Source organism: Staphylococcus sp. FSL W8-0304 (assembly GCF_038006565.1).
GTDB classification, from domain to species: Bacteria; Bacillota; Bacilli; order Staphylococcales; family Staphylococcaceae; genus Staphylococcus; species Staphylococcus epidermidis.
Genome location: NZ_JBBOVL010000001.1, coordinates 620,553 through 643,822 on the forward strand (window position 1 = coordinate 620,553; position 23,270 = coordinate 643,822).

At 31.2% G+C, this 23,270-nt stretch carries 23 protein-coding genes; 14 read left to right on the plus strand and 9 right to left on the minus strand.

The window, feature by feature from the left end:
- Positions 1-233 precede the first annotated feature (233 nt).
- On the plus strand, positions 234-1,712 hold the full coding sequence (gene mqo / locus NST35_RS02655; protein WP_002457289.1) for a malate dehydrogenase (quinone): 1,479 nt from the start codon (positions 234-236) through the stop codon (positions 1,710-1,712).
- Between the two features lie 144 nt (positions 1,713-1,856).
- Here the strand turns inward: mqo and NST35_RS02660 are convergent, their stop codons facing one another.
- Both NST35_RS02660 and NST35_RS02665 read right to left on the minus strand, forming a co-directional pair.
- Complete coding sequence (locus NST35_RS02660; protein ID WP_002457288.1) at positions 1,857-3,212, minus strand: HAMP domain-containing sensor histidine kinase; 1,356 nt, start codon at positions 3,210-3,212, stop codon at positions 1,857-1,859.
- Positions 3,205-3,879 (minus strand): response regulator transcription factor, encoded by a 675-nt coding sequence (locus NST35_RS02665; RefSeq protein ID WP_002447223.1) that lies wholly within the window; start codon positions 3,877-3,879, stop codon positions 3,205-3,207. The genes NST35_RS02660 and NST35_RS02665 overlap by 8 nt, the downstream gene beginning before the upstream one ends.
- Positions 3,880-4,010: 131 nt before the next feature.
- Between NST35_RS02665 and NST35_RS02670 the strand changes: the two genes are divergently transcribed.
- A complete protein-coding gene (locus NST35_RS02670; protein WP_002457287.1) occupies positions 4,011-5,063 on the plus strand; it encodes an ABC transporter permease in 1,053 nt (350 codons plus the stop codon).
- The gene (locus tag NST35_RS02675; RefSeq protein WP_032604442.1) at positions 5,063-5,731 is read left to right on the plus strand and encodes an ABC transporter ATP-binding protein; all 669 of its coding nucleotides are present in this window, start codon (positions 5,063-5,065) and stop codon (positions 5,729-5,731) included. The genes NST35_RS02670 and NST35_RS02675 overlap by 1 nt, the downstream gene beginning before the upstream one ends.
- A 270-nt stretch (positions 5,732-6,001) precedes the next feature.
- Here the strand turns inward: NST35_RS02675 and NST35_RS02680 are convergent, their stop codons facing one another.
- Positions 6,002-6,958 (minus strand): YdcF family protein, encoded by a 957-nt coding sequence (locus NST35_RS02680; RefSeq protein WP_002457286.1) that lies wholly within the window; start codon positions 6,956-6,958, stop codon positions 6,002-6,004.
- A gap of 187 nt (positions 6,959-7,145) precedes the next feature.
- Here NST35_RS02680 and NST35_RS02685 point away from each other — a divergent pair, with 187 nt between their 5' ends.
- The 3 genes from NST35_RS02685 to NST35_RS02695 all read left to right on the plus strand — a co-directional run bounded on the left by NST35_RS02685 (position 7,146) and on the right by NST35_RS02695 (position 10,537).
- Entirely contained in the window at positions 7,146-7,601 is a 456-nt protein-coding gene (locus tag NST35_RS02685) for a MarR family winged helix-turn-helix transcriptional regulator (protein WP_002447227.1), read from the plus strand.
- Positions 7,602-7,880: 279 nt separating this feature from the next.
- A complete protein-coding gene (locus NST35_RS02690; protein ID WP_002457285.1) occupies positions 7,881-9,269 on the plus strand; it encodes a zinc ribbon domain-containing protein in 1,389 nt (462 codons plus the stop codon).
- A 56-nt stretch (positions 9,270-9,325) separates the two neighbouring features.
- Complete coding sequence (locus NST35_RS02695; RefSeq protein WP_002457284.1) at positions 9,326-10,537, plus strand: multidrug effflux MFS transporter; 1,212 nt, start codon at positions 9,326-9,328, stop codon at positions 10,535-10,537.
- Between the two features lie 35 nt (positions 10,538-10,572).
- Here the strand turns inward: NST35_RS02695 and NST35_RS02700 are convergent, their stop codons facing one another.
- Positions 10,573-11,124: a TetR/AcrR family transcriptional regulator gene (locus NST35_RS02700; protein WP_002457283.1), complete on the minus strand. Its 552-nt coding sequence runs from the start codon at positions 11,122-11,124 to the stop codon at positions 10,573-10,575.
- Positions 11,125-11,264: 140 nt separating this feature from the next.
- Between NST35_RS02700 and NST35_RS02705 the strand changes: the two genes are divergently transcribed.
- Together NST35_RS02705 and NST35_RS02710 are read left to right on the plus strand one after the other, a co-directional pair.
- Positions 11,265-11,912: an HlyD family secretion protein gene (locus NST35_RS02705; RefSeq protein ID WP_001831502.1), complete on the plus strand. Its 648-nt coding sequence runs from the start codon at positions 11,265-11,267 to the stop codon at positions 11,910-11,912.
- 12 nt (positions 11,913-11,924) lie between these two features.
- Positions 11,925-13,901 (plus strand): DHA2 family efflux MFS transporter permease subunit, encoded by a 1,977-nt coding sequence (locus tag NST35_RS02710; protein WP_002457282.1) that lies wholly within the window; start codon positions 11,925-11,927, stop codon positions 13,899-13,901.
- Between the two features lie 179 nt (positions 13,902-14,080).
- Here NST35_RS02710 and NST35_RS02715 read toward each other — a convergent pair whose 3' ends face one another.
- A complete protein-coding gene (locus NST35_RS02715) occupies positions 14,081-14,713 on the minus strand; it encodes a hypothetical protein (protein ID WP_001831566.1) in 633 nt (210 codons plus the stop codon).
- A 217-nt stretch (positions 14,714-14,930) separates the two neighbouring features.
- Here NST35_RS02715 and NST35_RS02720 point away from each other — a divergent pair, with 217 nt between their 5' ends.
- On the plus strand, positions 14,931-15,830 hold the full coding sequence (locus tag NST35_RS02720; RefSeq protein ID WP_002457281.1) for an alpha/beta hydrolase: 900 nt from the start codon (positions 14,931-14,933) through the stop codon (positions 15,828-15,830).
- Between the two features lie 138 nt (positions 15,831-15,968).
- Here the strand turns inward: NST35_RS02720 and NST35_RS02725 are convergent, their stop codons facing one another.
- Both NST35_RS02725 and NST35_RS02730 read right to left on the minus strand, forming a co-directional pair.
- On the minus strand, positions 15,969-16,355 hold the full coding sequence (locus NST35_RS02725; RefSeq protein WP_002457280.1) for a hypothetical protein: 387 nt from the start codon (positions 16,353-16,355) through the stop codon (positions 15,969-15,971).
- 2 nt (positions 16,356-16,357) lie between these two features.
- Entirely contained in the window at positions 16,358-16,834 is a 477-nt protein-coding gene (locus tag NST35_RS02730; RefSeq protein ID WP_002457279.1) for a thioesterase family protein, read from the minus strand.
- 106 nt (positions 16,835-16,940) lie between these two features.
- On the opposite strand from NST35_RS02730, the gene corA reads away from it, so the two are divergent.
- Both corA and fni read left to right on the plus strand, forming a co-directional pair.
- Positions 16,941-17,888, plus strand: a complete 948-nt coding sequence (gene corA, locus NST35_RS02735; RefSeq protein WP_002457278.1) for a magnesium/cobalt transporter CorA — start codon at positions 16,941-16,943, stop codon at positions 17,886-17,888.
- Between the two features lie 43 nt (positions 17,889-17,931).
- Positions 17,932-18,981: a type 2 isopentenyl-diphosphate Delta-isomerase gene (gene fni / locus NST35_RS02740; RefSeq protein ID WP_002447237.1), complete on the plus strand. Its 1,050-nt coding sequence runs from the start codon at positions 17,932-17,934 to the stop codon at positions 18,979-18,981.
- 155 nt (positions 18,982-19,136) lie between these two features.
- On the opposite strand, the gene gltS is transcribed toward fni, so the two are convergent.
- Entirely contained in the window at positions 19,137-20,345 is a 1,209-nt protein-coding gene (gltS, locus tag NST35_RS02745; RefSeq protein ID WP_002457277.1) for a sodium/glutamate symporter, read from the minus strand.
- Positions 20,346-20,663: 318 nt separating this feature from the next.
- Between gltS and NST35_RS02750 the strand changes: the two genes are divergently transcribed.
- Genes NST35_RS02750 through NST35_RS02760 form a run of 3 tightly spaced genes read left to right on the plus strand, consistent with a single transcriptional unit; the run spans position 20,664 to position 22,341 of the window.
- Complete coding sequence (locus NST35_RS02750; RefSeq protein ID WP_002447239.1) at positions 20,664-20,984, plus strand: PadR family transcriptional regulator; 321 nt, start codon at positions 20,664-20,666, stop codon at positions 20,982-20,984.
- A complete protein-coding gene (locus tag NST35_RS02755; RefSeq protein WP_002457276.1) occupies positions 20,981-21,541 on the plus strand; it encodes a DUF1700 domain-containing protein in 561 nt (186 codons plus the stop codon). The genes NST35_RS02750 and NST35_RS02755 overlap by 4 nt, the downstream gene beginning before the upstream one ends.
- Positions 21,538-22,341: a DUF4097 family beta strand repeat-containing protein gene (locus NST35_RS02760; RefSeq protein WP_002457275.1), complete on the plus strand. Its 804-nt coding sequence runs from the start codon at positions 21,538-21,540 to the stop codon at positions 22,339-22,341. The genes NST35_RS02755 and NST35_RS02760 overlap by 4 nt, the downstream gene beginning before the upstream one ends.
- 154 nt (positions 22,342-22,495) lie before the next feature.
- Here the strand turns inward: NST35_RS02760 and NST35_RS02765 are convergent, their stop codons facing one another.
- Positions 22,496-23,104 carry a DNA-3-methyladenine glycosylase gene (locus NST35_RS02765; protein ID WP_002457274.1) on the minus strand — a complete coding sequence of 203 codons (609 nt, stop codon included), beginning with the start codon at positions 23,102-23,104 and terminating at the stop codon, positions 22,496-22,498.
- Positions 23,105-23,270: the final 166 nt, after the last annotated feature.

Here is a 23,270-nt window from a genome sequence, read left to right on the forward strand (position 1 = left end):
TAATGAAGCTATTCTCATAATGTTGACTTTTATTCTTTTGTGTAACACAATTTATATATATAATTAAATTAGTTTAATTAATGGTTATGATAGGGAAGAAATGAGCACTTCCTTAAAAGACGCTTAGATTTTTTTGCAATATAGAGAAAGCGCTTTAATGTTATTAAAGACATCGACATCTATGAGTGTCAATCGTTCCATTTATTTAATAAAAAAGGGGGACTGTGTTTGTTATGAATACTCAACATAGCAAAACAGATGTCATCTTAATAGGTGGCGGAATTATGAGCGCAACATTAGGAACTTTACTAAAAGAATTAACACCAGAAAAAGATATCCAATTATTTGAAAGATTGAGTCAACCTGGAGAAGAAAGTTCAAATGTTTGGAATAATGCAGGAACAGGTCATTCAGCACTGTGTGAATTGAACTATACGAAAGAAGGTCAAGATGGTTCAGTAGATATTACTAAGGCAATTCACATCAACGAGCAATTTCAATTATCTAAACAGTTTTGGGCATATTTAATACGTGAAGGTCATATTGAAAGTCCAGATAAATTTATTCAATCAGTCCCACATATGAGCTTTGTCAAAGGGGAAGAAAATGTTAAATTTTTAAAAAGTCGAGTGGCGAGTTTACAGAAAAATGTATTATTTGAAAAAATGAAAATATCTCAAGATTCAGAAAAAATTAACTCATGGGTTCCTTTAATGATGGAAGGACGCCAATCAGATGAAGCAATTGCCATCACGTATGACGAGACAGGTACAGATGTTAACTTTGGTGCTTTGACTAAAAAGTTAATAGCTAATTTACAACAAAAAAATGTTGGTATTAATTATAAACATGAAGTTTTAGATATAAAAAAATTAAATAATGGTAACTGGCAAGTTGTGGTTAAAGATTTAAATACATCAAATGTAATGAATTATGAATCTAAGTTCGTCTTCATCGGAGCTGGTGGTGCAAGTTTACCTTTATTACAAAAAACAAAAATTAAGGAATCTAAACACATTGGTGGTTTCCCAGTAAGTGGCTTATTCTTACGATGTAAAAATCCGGATGTCATACATAGACATCATGCAAAAGTCTACGGTAAAGCCGAGGTAGGTGCACCTCCAATGTCAGTTCCACATTTAGATACACGATTTGTTAATGGTGAAAAATCATTACTATTTGGACCTTTTGCAGGGTTTTCGCCGAAATTCTTGAAAAACGGTTCATATTTAGATCTAGTTAAATCTGTAAAACCCAATAATATGATCACAATGTTAAGTGCTGGCGTAAAAGAATTTAATTTGACGAAGTATTTAGTTTCTCAATTAATGCTTTCAAATGAAGAACGGATTAATGATTTGCGTGTATTCTTACCAGAAGCGAAAGATGAAGATTGGGAAGTAATTACTGCAGGTCAACGTGTTCAAGTGATTAAAGATACAGATAAGTCTAAAGGTCAATTACAATTTGGTACGGAAGTGATAACATCAGAAGATGGTTCACTTGCAGCATTATTAGGTGCTTCACCTGGTGCTTCGACTGCTGTTGATATCATGTTTGATGTCTTGCAACGTTGTTACAAATCAGAGTTTAAGTCATGGGAACCAAAAATTAAAGAAATGGTCCCATCATTTGGTTTAAAATTGTCAGATCATGAAGATATGTATCATTCAATAAATGAAGAAGTAAAAAAATACTTGAATGTAAAGTAATATTTTAAAAAACCACCATTAAATGATTAAAAATAAGTTATCATTTAATGGTGGTTTTATATATGGCGTATAGTTTAATTAATGAAATGTTTTAAATTCATCATATTTTGTTATGAATCCAATTGATAGTTTAAAGAATACATACTAAATAAATAGTTTTACAATAAATTGTGTTTTATCATCTGAAGTGAGCGTAATGTTACCATGATGAAGATGAATAATTGATTGGGTAATGGCAAGACCTAGACCATTACTACTAGATTCGTCACTCAATTTATAAAAACGATCGAAGATATGTTTCGCATCTTCTTCTGCAATCGAACCATCATTTTCAATATTAAATATAATCAAGTGATTTGTACTAGTTAGAGTGATATTAATCATGCTATTTTGAGGAGCATATTCCATTGCATTAATGATGAGGTTATTGAAAGCTTGATGTAATAGTCTTTCATTTCCTCGGAAATACAAATCTTCCAATTCAGTAAACAAAACTAAATCTTTTTCATCAGTTCGAAATTGTTCATGTCTAATAATATCCTTTATTAAAGTATTTAAATGGACATTATCGTTAAAAGTAAGGTGGGAAGCATTATCTAATTCAGATAAAAGTAGCAATTCCTTAGTTAGTTCACTTACTTGATTAGTGATTTCAAACATTTCATTGATATATATTTGTTTCTCTTCTTCATTTTGCGTCAATTCAAGTTGTGTAAGCAATCGTTGCAAATGTGTAAGCGGTGTTTTAATTTCATGAGATACATTTTGGACAAAATGTTGTCTCATTTGATCTACTTGTCCCAAATTTTGACGCATTGTATTGAAACGTGATTGCAGCGTTCCAATTTCATCATGACGTGTTTGTTTGATAGGCGTACTGAAATCACCTTTCATAATTCGAGTTGTTGCATTTTTTAATGCGGTCACTGGTTTAATAATAGAATAAGTTGATGCAATGACTAGTGAAATTGAAATAATAAGTAAAAGTGTTATCAATACAGCTAAGAAAATTCTAAATTCGCTAAAAGTTTGCCCGATATCTGGACGCATAAAAACTGCTAATACCCCATCATCTGTTTTAAATTGAATGCCTACTGTATTATCCGTTTCATTATCGAAGAACCCTGTTACAAAAAAGGCATAAGGTTTATTTTTAATACCGTGATAATCTTCACCGTTGAGCACTTTTTTGATTGCAGACTGACTTATAGTATTTTTACGAAAAGTTTCCCCATAAAAATGTTTGGTTCCATGTTCGTTGACAGTCATAATTTGATAATTCATTTGACCTAAATGTTTCAAATACGTATCTAGAGGTTTAGGTTTTTGAGTTCTTTCATATTCACGAGCTTCTTTAAGTGTGCGCATAATTTTTGCATCATTAGAAGCTTTCAAATGAAAGTGATAATAAATATTCGTAAAAAGAAAACTCATTAATGCACTAAACAAAATGACTGTAATTGCATATATAGCAATTCTCGAATATAATGTTTTAAACATTTTGGTCCACCCTATATCCTTGACCTCTTACAGTTTGAATAGATACTGATGATTTCAATTTAGATAAACGTTGACGTAATCTTTTAATATGAACATCAACAGTACGATCATCTCCTTCATAATCGAAGCCCCAAATTTTTTCAATAATATCATCTCGAGTGAAAATATGTTTAGGATTAGAGGCTAATAAAAATAACAACTGAAATTCTTTGTTTGGAAGATTCATCGTTTTTGAACCCACGGTAATTTCCATATAAGACTGATTTAATATTAAGTTGCCAAGTTGTAACTCGTTATCAGCATTAATTTGATATCGTCTTAAGACAGCTTTAATTCTAAATAATAATTCTTTAACCTCAAAAGGTTTAGTGACATAATCGTCAGTGCCACTTAGAAATGCACGCTCTTTATCACTTAATGCATCTCTAGCTGTCAACATTATGACAGGAATATGATAATCATCTTTCAAAGTCTGACAAAGCTCAAAACCATCCATTCCACTCATCATAATATCTACTATCGCAATATCAACATTTTTATTTTCAAGAAAATCTAGTGATGCTTCTCCACTTGTGAAAGTATGTGTTTGAATACTTTCTCTTTCTAAATGACTTGAAACATATTGCAATAACTTTTCATCATCGTCTACGATTAAGCAATTAATCATATGTTTACGCTCCTATACTTTTTAATAATTATACTACGATAAAGAAAATTATGAACAAAATCATACTTGTTCATATTGAGTTCATATTTTCTTCTTAAACTTAACATATAAAGAAACAGGAGAGGATATCAATGAATCTAGCTTGGAAAGAGATTAAATTTTATAAGTTCAGATTTATATTAATCATGTTCATTATTTTTCTAATGGCGATTATGGTTTTATTTATCAGTGGACTTGCTCAAGGCCTAGCACGAGAAAATATATCAATATTTTATCAAATTAACGGTAATCAATTTGTTGTTCAAAAAATGAAAGAACCACAATTAGAAAAATCTATTCTATCACGAAGTAAAAAAGACAATATTTCAAAAATTATTGATGAAAAACCTTTTAAAATGGCAGGTAAAACTTTCAAAATCAATGGAAACGAAGAAAACGTGATGGCTATAAATAGCGTGAAAAATCATCAGCCAAATTTGAAATCTGGTCATTATCCTAAAAATGGAAATCAGATAGCAATAAATGAAAAACTAACTGCAGAAGGTCTTTATTTAGACGATAAAGTTAAAGTCAAAGGTGACGATACAACTTATAAAGTTGTAGGTATATTAAAAAACACGATGTATTCTCATAGTAACATTGTTATGATGGATCAATCTAAAATAGAACAAAGTAGTAATGTCGCAACATTTTATGTTACGAACCAATTATCTAAATCGGATAAAAATAAAATAAATCACATCAAAGGCGTTCAAACAGCGACTACAGACGATATAACAAGTAATATCGCAAGTTATAAAGCAGAGCAAACCCCATTAGATATGATGATTATTAGTTTATATATTATAACTGCAATTGTATTGAGTGCATTCTTTTATGTAATGACGATACAAAAGACATCTGAAATCGGTATTTTAAAAGCAATTGGTATAACTACAAAGCATTTATTGACATCATTGATTTTACAAATTTCAATGATTACATTTATAGGTGTAGCTATAGCAGAAGTAGTCATTTTGCTAATCAGTAAAATATTGCCAGTTTCAATGCCATTCCATATTGACATGCAAAATATTATCTTTGTACTTGTCGTATTTATGATAGTTGGATTAATCGGTACATCATTATCATTTATTAAGTTAATTAAAATTGATCCTATTGAAGCTATTGGAGGTGGTCAATAATGAGTCTAGTTGTTAAAGACATAAGTAAAACATTTGGTGAAAAAAGCTCAAAAACAGAAGTGTTAAAAGACATTAATTTTGAAGTGAAAGATGGAGAATTCATCATTTTAAATGGCGCTTCAGGTTCAGGAAAAACGACGTTATTGACTATTTTAGGTGGTCTGTTATCTCAAACATCAGGTGATGTAGTATACGAGGGGAAATCCTTATTTGAACGACATACTAATAAAGCGCACTTAAGACTAAATGATATTGGTTTTATCTTTCAAGCCTCTCATTTAGTTCCATACTTAAAAGTTTTAGACCAACTTACCTTAGTAGGTAAAGAAGCTGGAATGTCTAGCAAAGAAGCCCAAGCAAGAGCTAAAGCATTATTAACAAAAATTGGATTAGAAGAGCAACTTAATAGCTACCCACATATGCTTTCAGGTGGACAACAACAACGTGTAGCGATTATGAGAGCACTTATGAATTATCCGAAAATTGTTTTAGCAGATGAACCAACAGCAAGTCTTGATGCTAGTCGTGCTCAAGGGGTTGTTGAAATGATCAGAAAACAAATAAAAGATAACCAAATGATAGGTATCATGATTACTCATGATGAAAGCTTGTTCAAATACGCTGATCGTATTATAGAATTGTACGATGGTAAAATAAAAAATAGTTAAAAGGGAAGTAGGATAGAATAGATAGAACAAATGATACTTCACTCTAGAACCCCAACTTGCCTTGTCCGAGGAATTTCGTACTGAAATTCTCTGTGTTGGGGCCCCGAACCCCAACTTGCCTTGTCTGTGGAACTTCGTACTGAAATTCTCTGTGTTGGGGCCCCGAACCCAACTGTGGAATTGTTGTATAACATACTATAAATTAAAGAAGCTTGTGACATGTTTGTGTCTCAAGCTTCTTTAAATATATTCAATTTTGCTAAAAGGGGTTTATATGGTTTGTAGTATTGCAAGCCAAAACAACATAGCGAAATAAATAGTAAGTATTGTTTTATATTGATACATTAAACCCAAAAAGTCTATAATCATAGATTGTGCCAAAAAGTGGTATGGTGTACGACTTCCAATGCCATCGAAAGAAAGATGAGCTTTTTTAGCAAATTTAAGCGCTCTTAAAACATGAAATTGACTTGTTACACACAACATCTGACTTGAAGCAGGCATCATCGAATGAATGATAGATTTAGAGTATAAGAAATTGGTTCGTGTATTCGTGGATTGATTCTCCATAAATATATGATTTTCCGGAACGTTGTGAGCTATAAGGTATCTTTTCATCGCAAGTGCTTCTGAAATTGGTTCGTCAGGACCTTGGCCACCACTTACAATGATGATAGGTTTAGTTCGTTGTGAATGATAAACGGATAAAGCTTTATCAAGTCTTGCAGCAAGAAGCGTAGTCACTTCTTCAGAGAAAATTCCAGCTCCAAGCACCATAATTAACTTTACGTGTTTATGATATTGATGATTTTCAAAAGCTGTAGACCAAGATAGGTAGCCGATAAACGAGTAAATTGTACTAAATGCAATGGTTGCGACCCATAAAGCTAAGCTATTAATGATAATTAGGGGAATAGTACTTATATATAAACAACTCACAGCAAATAGCCCCATAGTATAAAAATGGTGACTAAGTTGTAAAATAAAAAAACGACCTGCTTGCAACTTAAAAATATAACGATATTTAATCAATAACAGTATCATTGCTACAATTACAATGATAAACATTTCATATGGTATTGATACAGTTACCATATGATAAGTCATCATAACAAAACCAATGATGGTATATAAGATAAAACTAAATAAATTAAGAGTAAACGATTGTTTCGTATATAATGAAACAATAAGTAATAATTCGATTAGAAAACATAAAAAAAGTAACATTGTTTTGATACCTCAGTAGATATATTACCTATAAATTTAGCTTATGAAATTATAATTAGCAATGTTTATGAATATGGCAATTTTAATATATATTTATAGTTTAAATTTTAAGGTATTATTGCTATGATTTAAAAGGATTAAACATAATTTTTTTATATAAATCGTTTAGATTAATTAGGAGATAAAAATGGTAAGAAGAATAGAAGATCACATCTCATTTTTAGAAAAATTTATTAATGATGTTAATACATTAACAGCAAAGTTACTTAAAGACTTGCAAACTGAGTATGGCATATCAGCTGAGCAATCTCATGTGTTAAATATGCTTAGTATAGAGGCGTTAACTGTGGGGCAAATTACAGAGAAACAAGGTGTTAATAAAGCTGCTGTTAGTCGAAGAGTCAAAAAATTGCTCAATGCTGAATTAGTTAAATTAGAAAAACCACATTCCAATACTGACCAACGTCTTAAAATAATTAAATTATCTAATAAAGGAAAGAAATATATTAAAGAGAGAAAAGCGATTATGAGCCATATTGCTAGTGATATGACGAGTGACTTTGACAGTAAGGAAATTGAAAAAGTTAGACAGGTTTTAGAAATTATCGACTATCGTATACAATCTTATACTTCTAAACTTTGATAGAATCAGTGAAAGAGCCTATACAGTTAGAGACGAATAGGAATATAATAATATGAGTGGGAAAATAAGAAAATGAGACTAAATCTGTATGTTTTTGACTAGCGTTTATTTATATAATTTAGATAAGTCTGTAACTTTCTTTTAATGGAATTACAATGAAAACTACATGTAATGGAAATTGTATTTTATCATTGCTAAATGTAAAATATATCGAGAAGGTAATGTGCTTATGAAATGTAAATATAATCATAATGTAGTGAGATGAGTAGAGGTGATAAAATGAGTCAATGCCCAAATTGTGGTCATCAAGTGAAAGATGATACATCGCAATGTCCAAACTGTGGGCAACTATTAACTAAGAAGAAAAAAAGAAAGATTAAAGACCAATCATCTCAATCGAGTAATGAGAATTCTACCAATATACGTCTTCGTAAAATTGTGCCGATAGGTATTAGTGTATTTATTTTAATACTTATTATCGTGTTATTTTTCCTTTTAAGAAATTATAATTCGCCTAATGCACAAGCTAAGATATTAGTTAATGCTGTAGATAATAATGATTCACAAAAAGTTGCTACATTATTGAGCACTAAAAATAAAAAAGTAGACGATGTTGAAGCGCAACAATATATTAATTATGTAAAAAAAGAAGTAGGTATTAAGAAGTATATTCGAGATATCAATAATACTGTAGATAAATTGAATAAAAGTAATTCAAGTGTGGCATCTTATATACAAACGAAAAGTGGACAAGATGTACTTAAAATAAGTAAAAATGGTACAAAGTATTTAATTTTTGATAATATGAGTTTCACAGCTCCGACTAAAAAGCCAATTATTAAACCTAAAGTAGAAACTAAATATGAATTTAGAACAAGTGGTAAAAAGAAAACTGTCATTGCTGAAGCAAATAAAAATACACCTTTGGGTGAATTTATTCCTGGTACATATCATTTACCAGCTAAGAAAATTACAGAAAACGGTACATTCAATGGGCATTTAAATTTTGACTTTAGAGAAAGCCATTCTGAAACCGTAGATGTAGCTGAAGATTATGATCAATCATTTATCAATATCAAATTTAAGGGTGCGAGTAAATTAAGTGATAAATCAGAAAAAGTTCAAATCAATGACCGTACATTCACTTATTCTCATTCTAAAGAATTTGGTCCTTATCCAAAAACAAAAGATATAACGATTTCTGCAACTGGTAAGGCAAAAGGTAAGACGTTTAGTTCTGAGACGAAAACAATTAGTGCAGACGATTTGAAAGATAATACGAAAGTTACATTGGAATTTGATAGTGATAAAATAAATAGCTATGTTGAGAAGAAAGAAAAAGAAGAAAATAGTTTGAAAAATAAATTAACTGAATTTTTTACTGGTTATGCAACGGCTATGAATTCAGCATTTAATATGAATGATTTTAACTTTATATCGAGTTATTTTAAAAAGAATTCGTCTATATACACATCAATGAAAAGTAATTTCCAAAATCGAACGAACGTGACTATGATATCTCCACAAGTGTTAAGTGTTCATCGAAGCGGACATACTGTAAGAACAACTATTCAACATATTGATTATATTGGGAATTATATAAATAAAGACTATGAATTAGAAATAGATAATGATGATAGTAATATGCAGTTGGTTAAAGAATTATAAAAACAAAATGGATTTTATCACACATTCAAAATATTTTTGTTAAAGGGGGAGTAAGCTTGAAAAGGGGGTATCAGTCAGAAAATCAATCATTTCTTTTTATTGTTATATTAGGTTCTTTAACAGCATTTGGACCATTGGCTATTGATATGTTTTTACCTGGACTACCTAATATTAGTCATGATTTTGATATTTCTGCATCTACAACTCAGCTTACTATCTCCTTTTTCATGATTGGATTGGCGTTAGGAAATTTTTTGGCTGGACCCATATCTGATATTACTGGCAGAAAAAAACCATTAATTTTCTCACTGATTATTTTTACTATTGCGAGTTTAGGTATTATATTCGTCACAAATATATGGATTATGATTATTTTACGATTTATTCAAGGATTAACTGGTGGTGCAGGTGCAGTCATCTCAAGAGCCATTGCTAGTGATATGTACTCAGGTAATGCGCTAACTAAATTTTTATCATTATTAATGCTCGTCAATGGTATTGCACCAATTATCGCACCTGCGCTTGGCGGTATCATTTTAAATTATGGGCCATGGCGAATTGTATTTGTAATACTAACAATGTTTGGGATTGTCATGTTAATAGGAACTTTATTTAAAGTTCCTGAGTCGCTTGAAAAGAGCCTAAGAGTAAATAGTAACATAGGTACGATGCTAATCAATTTCAAAGAACTTTTTAAAACACCCCGCTTTGTATTACCCATGTTGATACAAGGGGTGTCATTTGTATTGCTATTTACTTATATTTCTGCATCGCCCTTTATAGTTCAAACAATTTATGGTTTAACGCCATTAAACTTCAGTATTATGTTTGCTTTTATAGGCGTTACACTCATTATTTCAAGCCAATTAACCGGAAAACTTGTTGACTATATAGATAGATTACTGTTGCTAAGAATCATGTCTACTATACAAGTTATTGGTGTTATAATCGTATCACTAACGTTACTCAACCATTGGACTTTTTGGATACTTTCTTGTGGCTTTGTGATTTTAGTGGCACCAGTTACAGGGATTGCAACGTTAGGATTTTCGATAGCAATGGATGAGAGTAAAGGGGCCAAAGGTAGTTCTTCAAGTTTGTTGGGATTGTTTCAAACTTTACTTGGTGGCGTCATCTCTCCACTTGTTGGTATTAAGGGAGAGAGTAATGCGATACCTTATATAATCGTTATCGTTATTACAGCAATAATTCTTATGATTTTACAGTTGATTAATGTGAAGATATTTAAAAAAGCTAAAATTCATTGATAAAATTGAGTGATTTTTCAATGAGTTTTAGCTTTTTATCGTTGTAATTTAATTGTATTTGCTAAAAGAACTTTAGCGACCTCTTGAGGAGATTCCAGGCATCCATTACGTAACCAATCGATAAATACACCTGCTTGACCACCGACTGAATAAATGATAAACATACGTTTATTATTTATTGAGGTTTCATATCTATCCATGACTTTTTCATAACATGTTTTAGTGGCGTTAATGTAATCTAATGCAATATCTTTATTAGGATATGTTACAAGCGTTGCTCTGTAGAACGCTTCTTTACGTTTAATATATTTGGCTATCAATAAGAAAAATTTATATAATTTTTTTTGATCTTTTTTGATATGATGAAAATCGTTATAGAAGGATTGTAGTAATGACATATATTTGTTTAAATGATAATTTTGAATCTTATCTAGTAATTGATATTTATCTTGAAAATGATCATAAAAAGTAGAGCGATTCACGCCACTATAAGCACATATCATTTTAATGGTTATTTCATCAAAAGGATAGTATTCTAAAAGTTCGATTAAACTTTTTATTATTTTATATTTCGCACGTTGTTTCATATATTCACCTAAATCAAAAAGAAAATTTAAATAAATAAACTCTAAACCAACACAATTATTAAAAATGTTGGTGTATTTTTTATTTACACATCTCTATAATAGATAAAGTGAATTTTAAAAGCAAATAGGAGGGTATATTCATGAAAAAAATGATATTAATCAATGTGATTACTATCATTGTCCTAGTTGTTATTGGTGTGTTAGGCTTTTGGTTCTGGCATAACACAACAAGTTATGTGACAACTGACAATGCAAAAGTTGATGGAGATCAAATAAAAATCTCAAGTCCTGCATCTGGACAAATTAAATCTCTTAATGTTAAGCAAGGAGACAAACTTGATAAAGGTGATAAAGTAGCAGAAGTTTTAGCACAAGGCCAAGATGGGCAATCAAAAGATATGAACATCAAAATGCCACAAAAAGGTACGATTGTTAAAACAGATGGTATCGAAGGTTCTATGACTCAAGCAGGGAACCCAATTGCATATGCATATAATTTAGATGATCTATATATAACTGCTAATGTAGATGAAAAAGATATTTCTGACGTGGAAAAAGGCAATGATGTTGATGTAGATATCGACGGTCAAAAAGCATCAATCAAAGGTAAGGTTGAAGAAGTAGGCCAAGCGACTGCAGCTAGCTTTTCATTGATGCCTTCATCAAATAGCGACGGTAACTATACGAAAGTTTCTCAGGTAGTACCCGTAAAAATCTCTTTAGATTCTAATCCATCTAAAAATGTTGTCCCAGGTATGAACGCTGAAGTTAAAATTCATAAAAATTAAGGGGGTCATTTTATGACAGCGACCTTCATTATTATATATATTGTAGTAGCGCTCATACTCATTGGTTTTATTAATTTCTTTTTAATTAAGCGTAAAAGAAAAAATAAAGACAAAAGAGTGGAACAACGTTCGACAATAGATTCTAAGAGAGAAAGCAATCAATCTAAATTTAAAGCAAGCGATTTAGAACAAACAACTAAGTCAAATACTGATCCAACGCAATCAAACGATATTGAAGATGAAAAACGAAAAAATCACTTTGACTCAGAAATAGATAATGCATCTCAATCTATCAATACAGATAGTAAAGAGGATAGAAACGCGTTAAGTCATAAGAACCAAGAGGAAGATGACGCATCGAACGATGTGTTGAACCCTATCGATCCAAATTCTACTGAAGGTAGAGTTAATGAGAGAATTAAAAGTCAAGAGTCTAACTTTATTTTTGGTAAAGGTATAACAAGAGGTAAAATTTTAGCGGCAATGTTATTTGGTATGTTTATCGCGATTTTAAACCAAACTTTATTAAACGTTGCATTGCCTAAAATAAATACTGAATTTAATATTTCTGCTTCAACTGGTCAATGGTTAATGACTGGTTTTATGTTAGTGAACGGTATTTTAATACCTATTAGTGCCTTTTTATTTAATAAATATTCTTATAGAAAATTGTTTATTATAGGTTTAGCACTATTTACGTTAGGTTCCTTAGTTTGTGCAATCTCATTTAATTTCCCAATTATGATGAGTGGACGTGTATTACAAGCCATAGGCGCAGGTATATTGATGCCGTTAGGTTCTAACGTTATTGTTACCATTTTCCCACCTGAAAAACGTGGTGTGGCAATGGGGACAATGGGCATTGCAATGATATTAGCACCTGCAATCGGTCCAACACTTTCAGGTTACATTGTGCAAAATTATCATTGGAATGTGATGTTTTACGGCATGTTCTTTATAGGTATTATTGCTATCGTAATTGGTCTATTTTGGTTTAAGTTGTATCAAAGTACGACAAATCCGAAAGCAGATATTCCTGGAATTATTTATAGTACGATTGGATTTGGTTCCTTATTATATGGTTTCTCAGAAGCTGGTAATAAAGGATGGGGTTCAACTGAGATTGTAACAATGTTTATTGTTGGTACGGTTTTCATTATCTTCTTTATTATTAGAGAATTAAGAATGAAAGCGCCAATGTTGAACTTGGAAGTATTAAAATATCCAACTTATACACTTACAACAATTATCAATATGATTGTGATGATGAGTTTATACGGCGGAATGATTTTACTACCATTATATTTACAAAATCTTAGAGGTTTTTCAGCATTAGACTCTGGATTATTACTATTGCCAGGTGCATTAGTCATGGGAGCATTAGGTCCGGTGGCAGGTAAATTGTTAGATACAATCGGTATTAAACCATTAGCAATATTTGGTATTGGCATTATGACATATGCGACATGGGAATTAAGTAAATTAAACATGGATACAACATATATCCACATTATGTGGATATATATTGTGCGTTCATTTGGTATGGCGTTTATAATGATGCCTATTATGACAGCAGGTATGAATGCTTTACCACCACGCTTAATTTCTCATGGTAATGCGTTTGTTAATACAATGAGACAATTAGCTGGTTCAATTGGTACAGCAATTTTGGTTACGGTTATGACGACACAACAAACAAATCATCTTTCTGCTTTTAGTGAAGAGTTAGATAAAACGAATCCTGTCATTCAAGACCATATGCGTGAACTTGCCCAACAGTATGGTGGTGAGTCAGCAGCAATGAAAGTATTACTCGAACATGTCAATAAACTTGCATCCGTAGAAGGTGTAAATGATGCATTTATTGTTGCTACAATTATTAGTGCGATTGCACTGATATTAAGCTTGTTCTTACAGGGCAAGAAAAAGGCTCAATTATCAGCTGAAAAAGCAAATGCTGAAGATTATCCTTCGCAACAAGATAAATAATTAAGAGATGTAAATAACCACCTACGACGTTAAGAGCGTCTAGGTGGTTATTTTTATAAAAAGACAAATTCTATATTATTTCAATAGAATTTGTCTTTTTCACTTATCCAGAAACTTTATGTCGCGGAATCATAAACAAAAGAGATGATTCTCGTATTAAAAGAACATTAAAATCATCTTTATTTAATACGTGGTAAACGATTACGGAAAAACAAACTTACAATCAATAACGCAATACTACATCCAATGAGTATCAGTGCATTGTGAATCGCATCTGCTTCAGTTAATACTTGTTCTGGTGATACTGTTAAATAATATTGTTTTAGAGATTCGGAAATTTTCTGAGCAATTGTATGTATGATATAACTGAAATACAATGTAATGACTAGCATAATAGCTAAAAGTAATATATTGACTACTTTAAGTGCTGTGCGATTAAAAATAATTGTAATTACGGTTATAAACAAACTAATAAGACATAGGACAAAGAAAATATTAAATATAATGATGAGATTATCGACAGACTGTTGTAATTGATCAATATTACCTAAATTTAAATTGCCGATTTGCGTAACGGTATCTTGAAAATTTCTTAATTGATGAAAATTGATAGTTTCATTTACAAATGAAATTTTAAATATAGGTTGTTTAAGCATGCTATAGCCAGTAATAGCAGTTAATACTAAAACGAAAACTTGAATAATGAGACTTACCCATGAGCGTTTCTTTTTACCATATCTTTTCCCACGATGGATCTCTTGATGCTCAAATTGAGAGTTGAATTGTCTTTGGTTTTGTAATGTTTCAGACATTTAAATGCCTCCTTTAGATGCAAATTTACTAAGTTTATCTTTTTAATTTTATGTCTGTTATAATTGGGTTTAATCTAGTATCCTAAGTATTGATTAAAAAATATTTCTTTAAAATGACATACTTATCATTATATCTTTTTTTTGCAAAGGTATATAGATATTTAAACAAATTATTTCTTAAATTTAAAATTTTAAATAGAGGTAGGTAGATTGATTAATGAAAAATAGAATGATGAATCGCGTGGTTAATAAATACATCCTTCATAATAGATCGATATTTTTTAGTAGTCATGATGAAGTTAAAAAATTTTTAGAAAAGAGAAGTATCGAAAATAGTAAAAAACATCAGCAACCTGCGACACTTAATGTAAAGTCAAATTTAGATAAACTTACTCTTAATGATATGCAAGTGTTTAGATTTAATTTTAGACATGAGAAGAATCAAAAGATACTCTATCTGCATGGTGGATATAATACTTTGCAACCTTCTCCATTTCATTGGAGACTTTTGGATAAACTAACTTTAAATACATTGCATGAGGTCGTTTTACCTATCTATCCAAAGTCACCGGATTATCACTACTTAGAAACGTTCAAAGCGATTCGTGACGTTTATAATCAATTAGTTGAAGAAGTTGGTGCGGACAACATTGTTATGATGGGGGATGGTTCTGGTGGGGGACTAGCATTAAGTTTTGTTCAATCACTTATCAATGATAATCAAGAAGTGCCTAGAAAGTTATTTTTACTTTCACCACTTTTAGATGCCACTTTAACTAATCCTAATATTACGCAAACGTTGGAAGAAAATGATATCTTAGTTAGTCGATTTGGTGTTCATCAACTCATGAAATCTTGGGCAAATGATTTACCTTTATCAGACGCGCGTATATCACCATTATATGGTACTCTAAAAGGGTTGCCACCTATATATATGTATGGAGGTGGCAGAGAAATATTAAGCCCAGACATGCATGCATTTACTCATGCTCTAGAGGAATGTGGGAACGATGTTGAGTTTAAAGAGTATCCTAAAATGGTGCATGATTTTCCTATCTATCCCATACGCCAATCCCACAAGGTGTTAAAACACATCACTAAATCAATTTTAGAGTAGGAATTGAATAGATTGCTAACTGAATTTTAAAAGTGATATGAATGTTGTTCTAAAAGGAAGGATGAAGTCAATTACCAATGCTATGCTTATCAACTGGTGATGAATGAGATAATCATTTTGTTTAAACAATAGTATTTATTAAAGGAAAGTTTGTATTTTGCTGATGATATCATATTTGCCTTTATTTACATAGTAAGTTGATAGAAATGATTCGAAGTCCTTTGACTGATTTATTTGGTGAATAATATCTTCTTGTAAAGAGAATTGTTTACGTTGAATTTGTTTTTGATAGTTATGACAGTGATCTAGTAACACATTCTCATGGCTAGTGTCGATGAGTAATAAAAGGTAATCAATTGCTTCTTTTTGGCCTAGAATATAGCTCATTTTCATAGCACGCTTCATCAATTGAGGTGCTGGGCCGTTCATAAACAAATATTGTTGTTCATTTAATTCTGACAATTCGTATTTTACAGTGTCTTTTAAATTCATGAGCTCTATTACTAATTTTTCTCTTATAGACATTATTATTCTCCTTTATATGGTATTCCAATTGAGTGGCCTAATTGTGGTGGCCATTCAATTTTTTCTTGCTTATGAGCATAATCTTGTATAGCATTCAGATAATGTTTTGGAAATGGTGCAGCACGACGTTGTGTCCTATCTATTCCTAACATCATAACCTCATTGGTTGCAACAACTTCTTGATTATCAATTAACATTCTCAGAAAGAAATGAGTTCGTTTGTCATCGTAATTATAAAGGAATAACTCTATATTGAATTCTTGACCAAGTGTTAATTCATGTAAAAAAGTAGTATGTGTTTCAACAGTAAAAACTGTATACTGTAGACGGTCTCTCTCTGGTAATGATAAACCATGAACCTCATTGAATTTATTAATGACTTCGCTAAAAATAATATTATAATATGCGTCATGCATATGATTATTATCATCTATAGCATCTTCTGTCACAGTTCGGGTTACGGTAAATGTCTTGTTCATTTATTTAACCTCCTTAGTTATAACACTATACTAACCGAAAAGAGCACATACATGTAACATAATTCATGATAAAATGTAATTTATAAAGTATGAGGGGGTAAGAAAGATGACGGTGACCGTTAGATTTCAATCTTTATCGCAACCTCTTACATTAGTTTCAAATGTGAAAGAGATTCCTAAAGATGCAACGATTATATGGTATGATTTTGAAAATGCCACTGATGAAGAAAATGAATATTTAAAAAATCATTTTGATTTCAATTACTTAGAAATAGATGATGCTATCAATGGTGACCCACGAGTTAAATATAAAGAATATGACGCGTATCAATATATGATATTTCATAGTATTATTAATGATGATTACTCACCAATCTCACTAAGTGTATTTTTAGAAGGTAATGTTTTAGTGACATACCATCACAAACATTTCCCATCATTAAAGCGTGTAGCTCAATACAATTCAGAAAATCATGATAGTGAATTAGATTGTGCAGATATCGTCATTCATATTCTGGATTGTATGGTAGATAAATATTTTAACTTTGTTTATGGTATTGAAGATAAAGTGTATAATTTTGAAGCTAAGCATGTCGATGACCGCTATAGTAAGAGCGTTATGGAAAATGTTTTTCAATTACGTTCGGATTTAATTAAAATTAAACGCGTATTATTTCCGATGCAAGAAGTTGTAGATACAATGCAACAAGAAGGAAATATAATTAAAGATGCCAAACATAGAATGTATATTCAACATATTGATGATCATCTTATTAAACAAAGAAGTGTTATTCGGACTTCTCAAGAAATGACGAATGAGATTCGTGAAAATTATGAATCATTCACGTCATTTAGGATGAACAGTATAATGCAGATACTTACGCTTGTATCTGTTATATTCTCACCACTCACTTTTATTGCTGGTGTATATGGAATGAACTTTGAATTTATGCCTGAGTTGAAATGGCATTATGCTTATTTCGTGTGCTTAACTCTAATGCTAATTATAACAATAATATTAATCATATTCTTTAAAAAGAAAAAATGGTTTTAAAACTTTATATATATAAATAATTTAACAAAGGTAGGGTGTTTTAATGAGTGACTCACAAAGAGAACAGAGGAAAAATGAACATGTAGAAATCGCAATGTCACAGAAAGATGCGCTGGTTTCAGATTTTGATAAAGTGAGATTTGTTCATCATTCCATCCCCAGTATTGATGTTAGTCAGGTCGATATGACAAGTCATACAACGAAATTCGATTTGGCATACCCAATCTATATAAATGCAATGACTGGTGGAAGTGATTGGACAAAACAAATTAATGAAAAATTAGCAATTGTTGCTAGAGAAACTGGAATTGCAATGGCGGTGGGATCAACACATGCAGCTTTGCGAAATCCTAATATGATTGAAACATTTAGCATTGTGCGTAAAACAAATCCCAAAGGAACAATTTTCAGCAATGTGGGTGCCGATGTACCAGTGGATAAAGCGCTACAAGCGGTTGAATTATTAGACGCTCAAGCGCTACAAATTCATGTGAACTCTCCTCAAGAATTAGTCATGCCAGAAGGGAACCGTGAATTTGCTTCATGGATGTCGAATATTGAATCTATTGTTAAACGCGTTGATGTTCCAGTTATTATTAAAGAAGTTGGTTTCGGAATGAGTAAAGAAACATTACAAGCGTTACATGATATTGGTGTTAACTATGTTGATGTCAGTGGACGCGGAGGGACTAATTTTGTTGATATTGAAAATGAAAGACGTTCGAATAAAGATATGAATTATTTATCTCAGTGGGGACAATCTACCGTAGAATCCTTACTTGAGAGTACTGAATTTCAAGATCGATTAAATATTTTTGCTAGCGGTGGCTTACGTACGCCACTCGATGCTGTAAAATGTTTAGCATTAGGTGCAAAAGCAATAGGGATGTCTCGCCCGTTCTTAAATCAAGTAGAACAATCAGGTATTACAAATACCATCGACTATGTAGAGTCTTTTATTCAACATATGAAAAAAATTATGACGATGTTAGATGCACCGAACATTGAGTGTTTACGACAAGCAGATATCGTAATGAGTCCGGAGTTGATATCATGGATCAATCAACGTGGCCTTCATTTAAATAGAAAATAAAAAATGAAATAGTATATTGTAATAATTTCAACATACAAATAAAACGATAATTCCCAAGTGAGATTTATAGGAATTATCGTTTTTTTTATTGTTATGCCGAAATATAAGAGGTTTTTATTATAAAGCGTGTACTTATAATAAAAATGGTGAATGATTTAACTGAAAAGTTGAATAAAAGTCATAACAATAATTACACCGATTAAGTCGATGAGGAAAGCACCAACAATAGGAACTACTAGATATGCTTTAGGAGAGTTGCCAAACTTTTTAGTGATAACATCTAAATTAGCCATCGCATTTGGTGTTGCTCCCAGACCATGACCAATAAATCCTCCTACCATAACAGCAGCGTCGTAATCTTTGCCGAGTCCTTTAAATAATATGAAAATCGAGAACAGTACCATAAATACGACTTGTACAAGAACAATTATGATTAGTGGGATAGCTAAAGAATATATTTGGGTTAGTTGGATACTCATTAAAGCCAACGATAAAAAGATGCCTAATGAAATATCACCTATTTGTTCGCTCATTTTTAAATCAACGATATCCCAACCAATAAAGTCTGTAGCATTTCTAATAATTACTGCTACAAACATTGAACCAACATACATTGGAATATTAACTCCGGTTAAATCGGTAAAAGTATTGCCAATATATGTTCCTAATGCCATGCAAAATACGAGTATAGAAAATTGTATAAAAAAGACTTGAATAGGTTTATATTTTGTATGTAATGATTGATTGTATTCAACGACACCATAATTTTTAAATGAATCGTCACGATGCTCTGGTTTAAGATCATAGCGTTTTATTAAATATTTAACGATGGGTCCGCCAATGAGTCCACCGAATACAAGGCCTAGTGTAGCGGCAGCTAAAGCAGCTGCAATAGCAGAATCTACACCCATATCTTGTAAGGTTTTACCATAAGCTGCAGCATTACCGTGACCACCCTCCATTGACATTGAACCTGCTGTAAGACCTAATAAAGGTTTAATGTTTAAGAGTTTAGCGAGTGATACACCAATAATATTCTGACAAATAGCCATAATTCCACAAAAAGTGAAATAAATCAACATGACTTTTCCACCAATTTTGAATAGTTTTAATGATGCGCCCAGTCCAATTGTAGTAAAGAAAGCGAGCATAAAGAAATTCTGAATGAACGCCGAGTCAAGTTTTATTTTAACGATATTAAATGAATCTAATATAGCCACTAATATTGCAAATAAAAGACCACCAATGACAGGTGCCGGAATACAGATTCGCCTTAAAATAGAAACATGGTTGATTATTGTTTGACCAATTAAATATAAAACACATGCCAAACATAATGTGGTAATTGCATCAAATTCTATCATTTAAAAGCCCCCTTTGTATGAAACCCTATATAACTAGTTATATATTAAAGTAACTCAATGTAAACCTTATAAAGTCCCATAATACACATTATACATACACAAATGAAATAAATCCAGTTTGCCAAATAATGATATAAGCATATTAAAAATATTAATTTTTATAATTTATCAATAAAAGATGATGTAATTTGTATAAAGACGTGTGTATTAATAAATTAGACACAGTACCTTGCAATGTATAGTAGTAGATGCTATAGTTATTTTGAATCACTACTGTGTATAGTTTAATACTGTTTATACGATTGAGGAGGTAGGTATATGAATGCACAGTTTAAGAAAGGTGCTTTAGAATTAATCGTTCTGCTTATTATTAAAAAAGAAGATCAGTATGGTTATTCACTTGTACAAAATATCTCGAGATACATGACCATAGCTGAAGGTACAGTTTATCCTCTACTAAGGCGTTTGGTTAAAAGTGGGGAACTGAGTACGTATTATCAACCTTCAACTGAAGGACCGTCTCGAAAGTACTATCAATTAACTCAACAAGGGGCTGCGAGGGTTGATCAATTGGAAGAGGAATGGAAATTGTTTACGGAAGCTGTAGAACATTTCATTGAGGAGAGTGAGAATGAATGAATAAAAATGATTATTTAAAAGAACTTAAAAGGCATTTGAAACATATGAATAAAGAAGAAAAAGAAGATATTTTGAATGAGTACGATACGCACTTTTATAGCGGACAGCAAGAGGGAAAGTCTGAATCAGAAGTATGTAAAGAGTTAGGTAATCCAAAAGTAATAGGTAAGGAACTTACAGCTACTTTTAGTGTAGAAAATGCACATCAAAAAGTGTCCTTAATGAATATTTCATCCGCAATTGTAGCAGTAATGGGGCTAAGTTTGCTTAACTTTTTTATTGTTACAATACCAGCTTTTTTAAGCATTCTGCTCGTATTAACCTTCATCATTTTTACTCTAGCTTCACTAGTTGCACCATTGATGTTGCTCATTAAAGGAATTATGGATGGTTTTCATTCCATTATCCTATATGACATATTTATGACTGGTTTAATGTTTGGTGTTGGACTTGTACTTGCAGTGGTGACTTACTACCTCATTAAGTGGCTATTTTACTTAACTATGAAATATTTAAAATGGAATATTTCTATTGTCAAAGGAAGTGTACAATCATGAAAAAAATTTCAGCGATAATATTATTAATAGGCTTGTCACTAATTATTATTTGTAGCGTGGGAGTATATGCACAAAATAAAAAATTGAGTAAAGACAAGCAATATAATGATCAAACAACAAATTTAATGAAAAACTATGATGATAATACTGTGAAAAGTATTTACGTTGATGGAAAAGTAAGCGATGTAACTGTGAAAAAAGGTGAACATTTTTCGGTTAAGTCCAAAGGGAATGACAAAAATTTAAACGTCACTAGCAAGGTGAACAATCAACATTGGGTAATTACAGAGCGTCAAACAAGACCGCATATTAATTTTAGAATACAAGGTCATGTTAGTAATCATATTACGATTACAGTACCTAAATATATTAAAAACATAGATATTAAAACTAATGATGGGGATTTAAATGTTGTTGGAGTAAATAGTGACACAGGAAGATTTGATACTGAATCTGGAGATATTAAAGTTCAAAACGGACGATATAAAAAGGTGACGCTTCATAATGAGGATGGAGATATTCATACGAAAGATATTCATTTTAATCATGCTGATATTCAAAATGACAATGGGGATATTCAAATGAAACAATTGCCCCCTGATATTCCTTTACGTATTAAAAATGAAGAAGGGGATATAAACTTGAATTATAAAAAAGAACTTCATCACACCCAAATCATCACTCGTAATGAAGAAGGGCAAACAGACATCGATCATCGTGTGTTAAATAATAGTAAAGTTAACAATGGGAATAATAAAGTGAAATTAATTAATGAAAATGGAGATATTACAGTGAAATAAAGGCATTTTTCTAACATTAGCTCAAAAATTGAGGAAAGAGGTATTTTCAATAAACAATGAATGGTGTATTTTAAAATGCACTTTTCTGCAGATTTTAATTTGAATAAATTTAGAAAAAGGAAGTAGGACAAATAATAATATCCTACTCCTTTTTTTATTTCCATGTATCGTCGGGATTTTGAAAATCTGATTTGCGCATTCTAGAGACATATGGATTGCCTTTAACAGTGAAACGTAGTGGTTTATTTGTCCATTCTCCTTTATTAGGAATACCGATACGACCACTTTCTACAATAGTTTTTGGATATTTGCGATGATTGGTATCTATAGATAATTTACAGTCATTTAAGGTTGAGCCATCAATTGACCGTGGAATATTGAAAGCTTTAGTCCACTTTCCTGGACCATTAGTGAGCTCGTATCCAGATTTTCCACGATTGACGTTCATAGCGCCGATACCTTCATCTGGTTCAATAGCACGAATAAGTACACCTTCTGGAATGCCCTCAGTCCGTGTAACAAAATTGATTAATAAATGCGTATGCATCACATGTGCATATATTGTGCCACCTTTTTTATATAAAGATGTCACTTTTGGTGTTATTTTGCCACCAAAACCATGTGCCGCTTTATCTTGTATACCTAAATAAGCTTCAGTTTCTACAATATATCCAGTATATGTTTGATAGTCATCTTGGTATATAATTTTAACACCTAATAAAGCTTTTGCAGTTTGAGTTGTCTGCTGATTTATAAAGTCCAAATATATCATCTCTCTTTTTTATTAAAAGAATTTACTTAAAAAAATATAAATTGAAATATTATGTTTTATATTACTATTTTTATTTAAAATACTTTTTGTTATACTTTCAATATGAGTTTTAATAGAAATAAACTCTTTTTAATGTAACAAATAATGTGTTGATTTA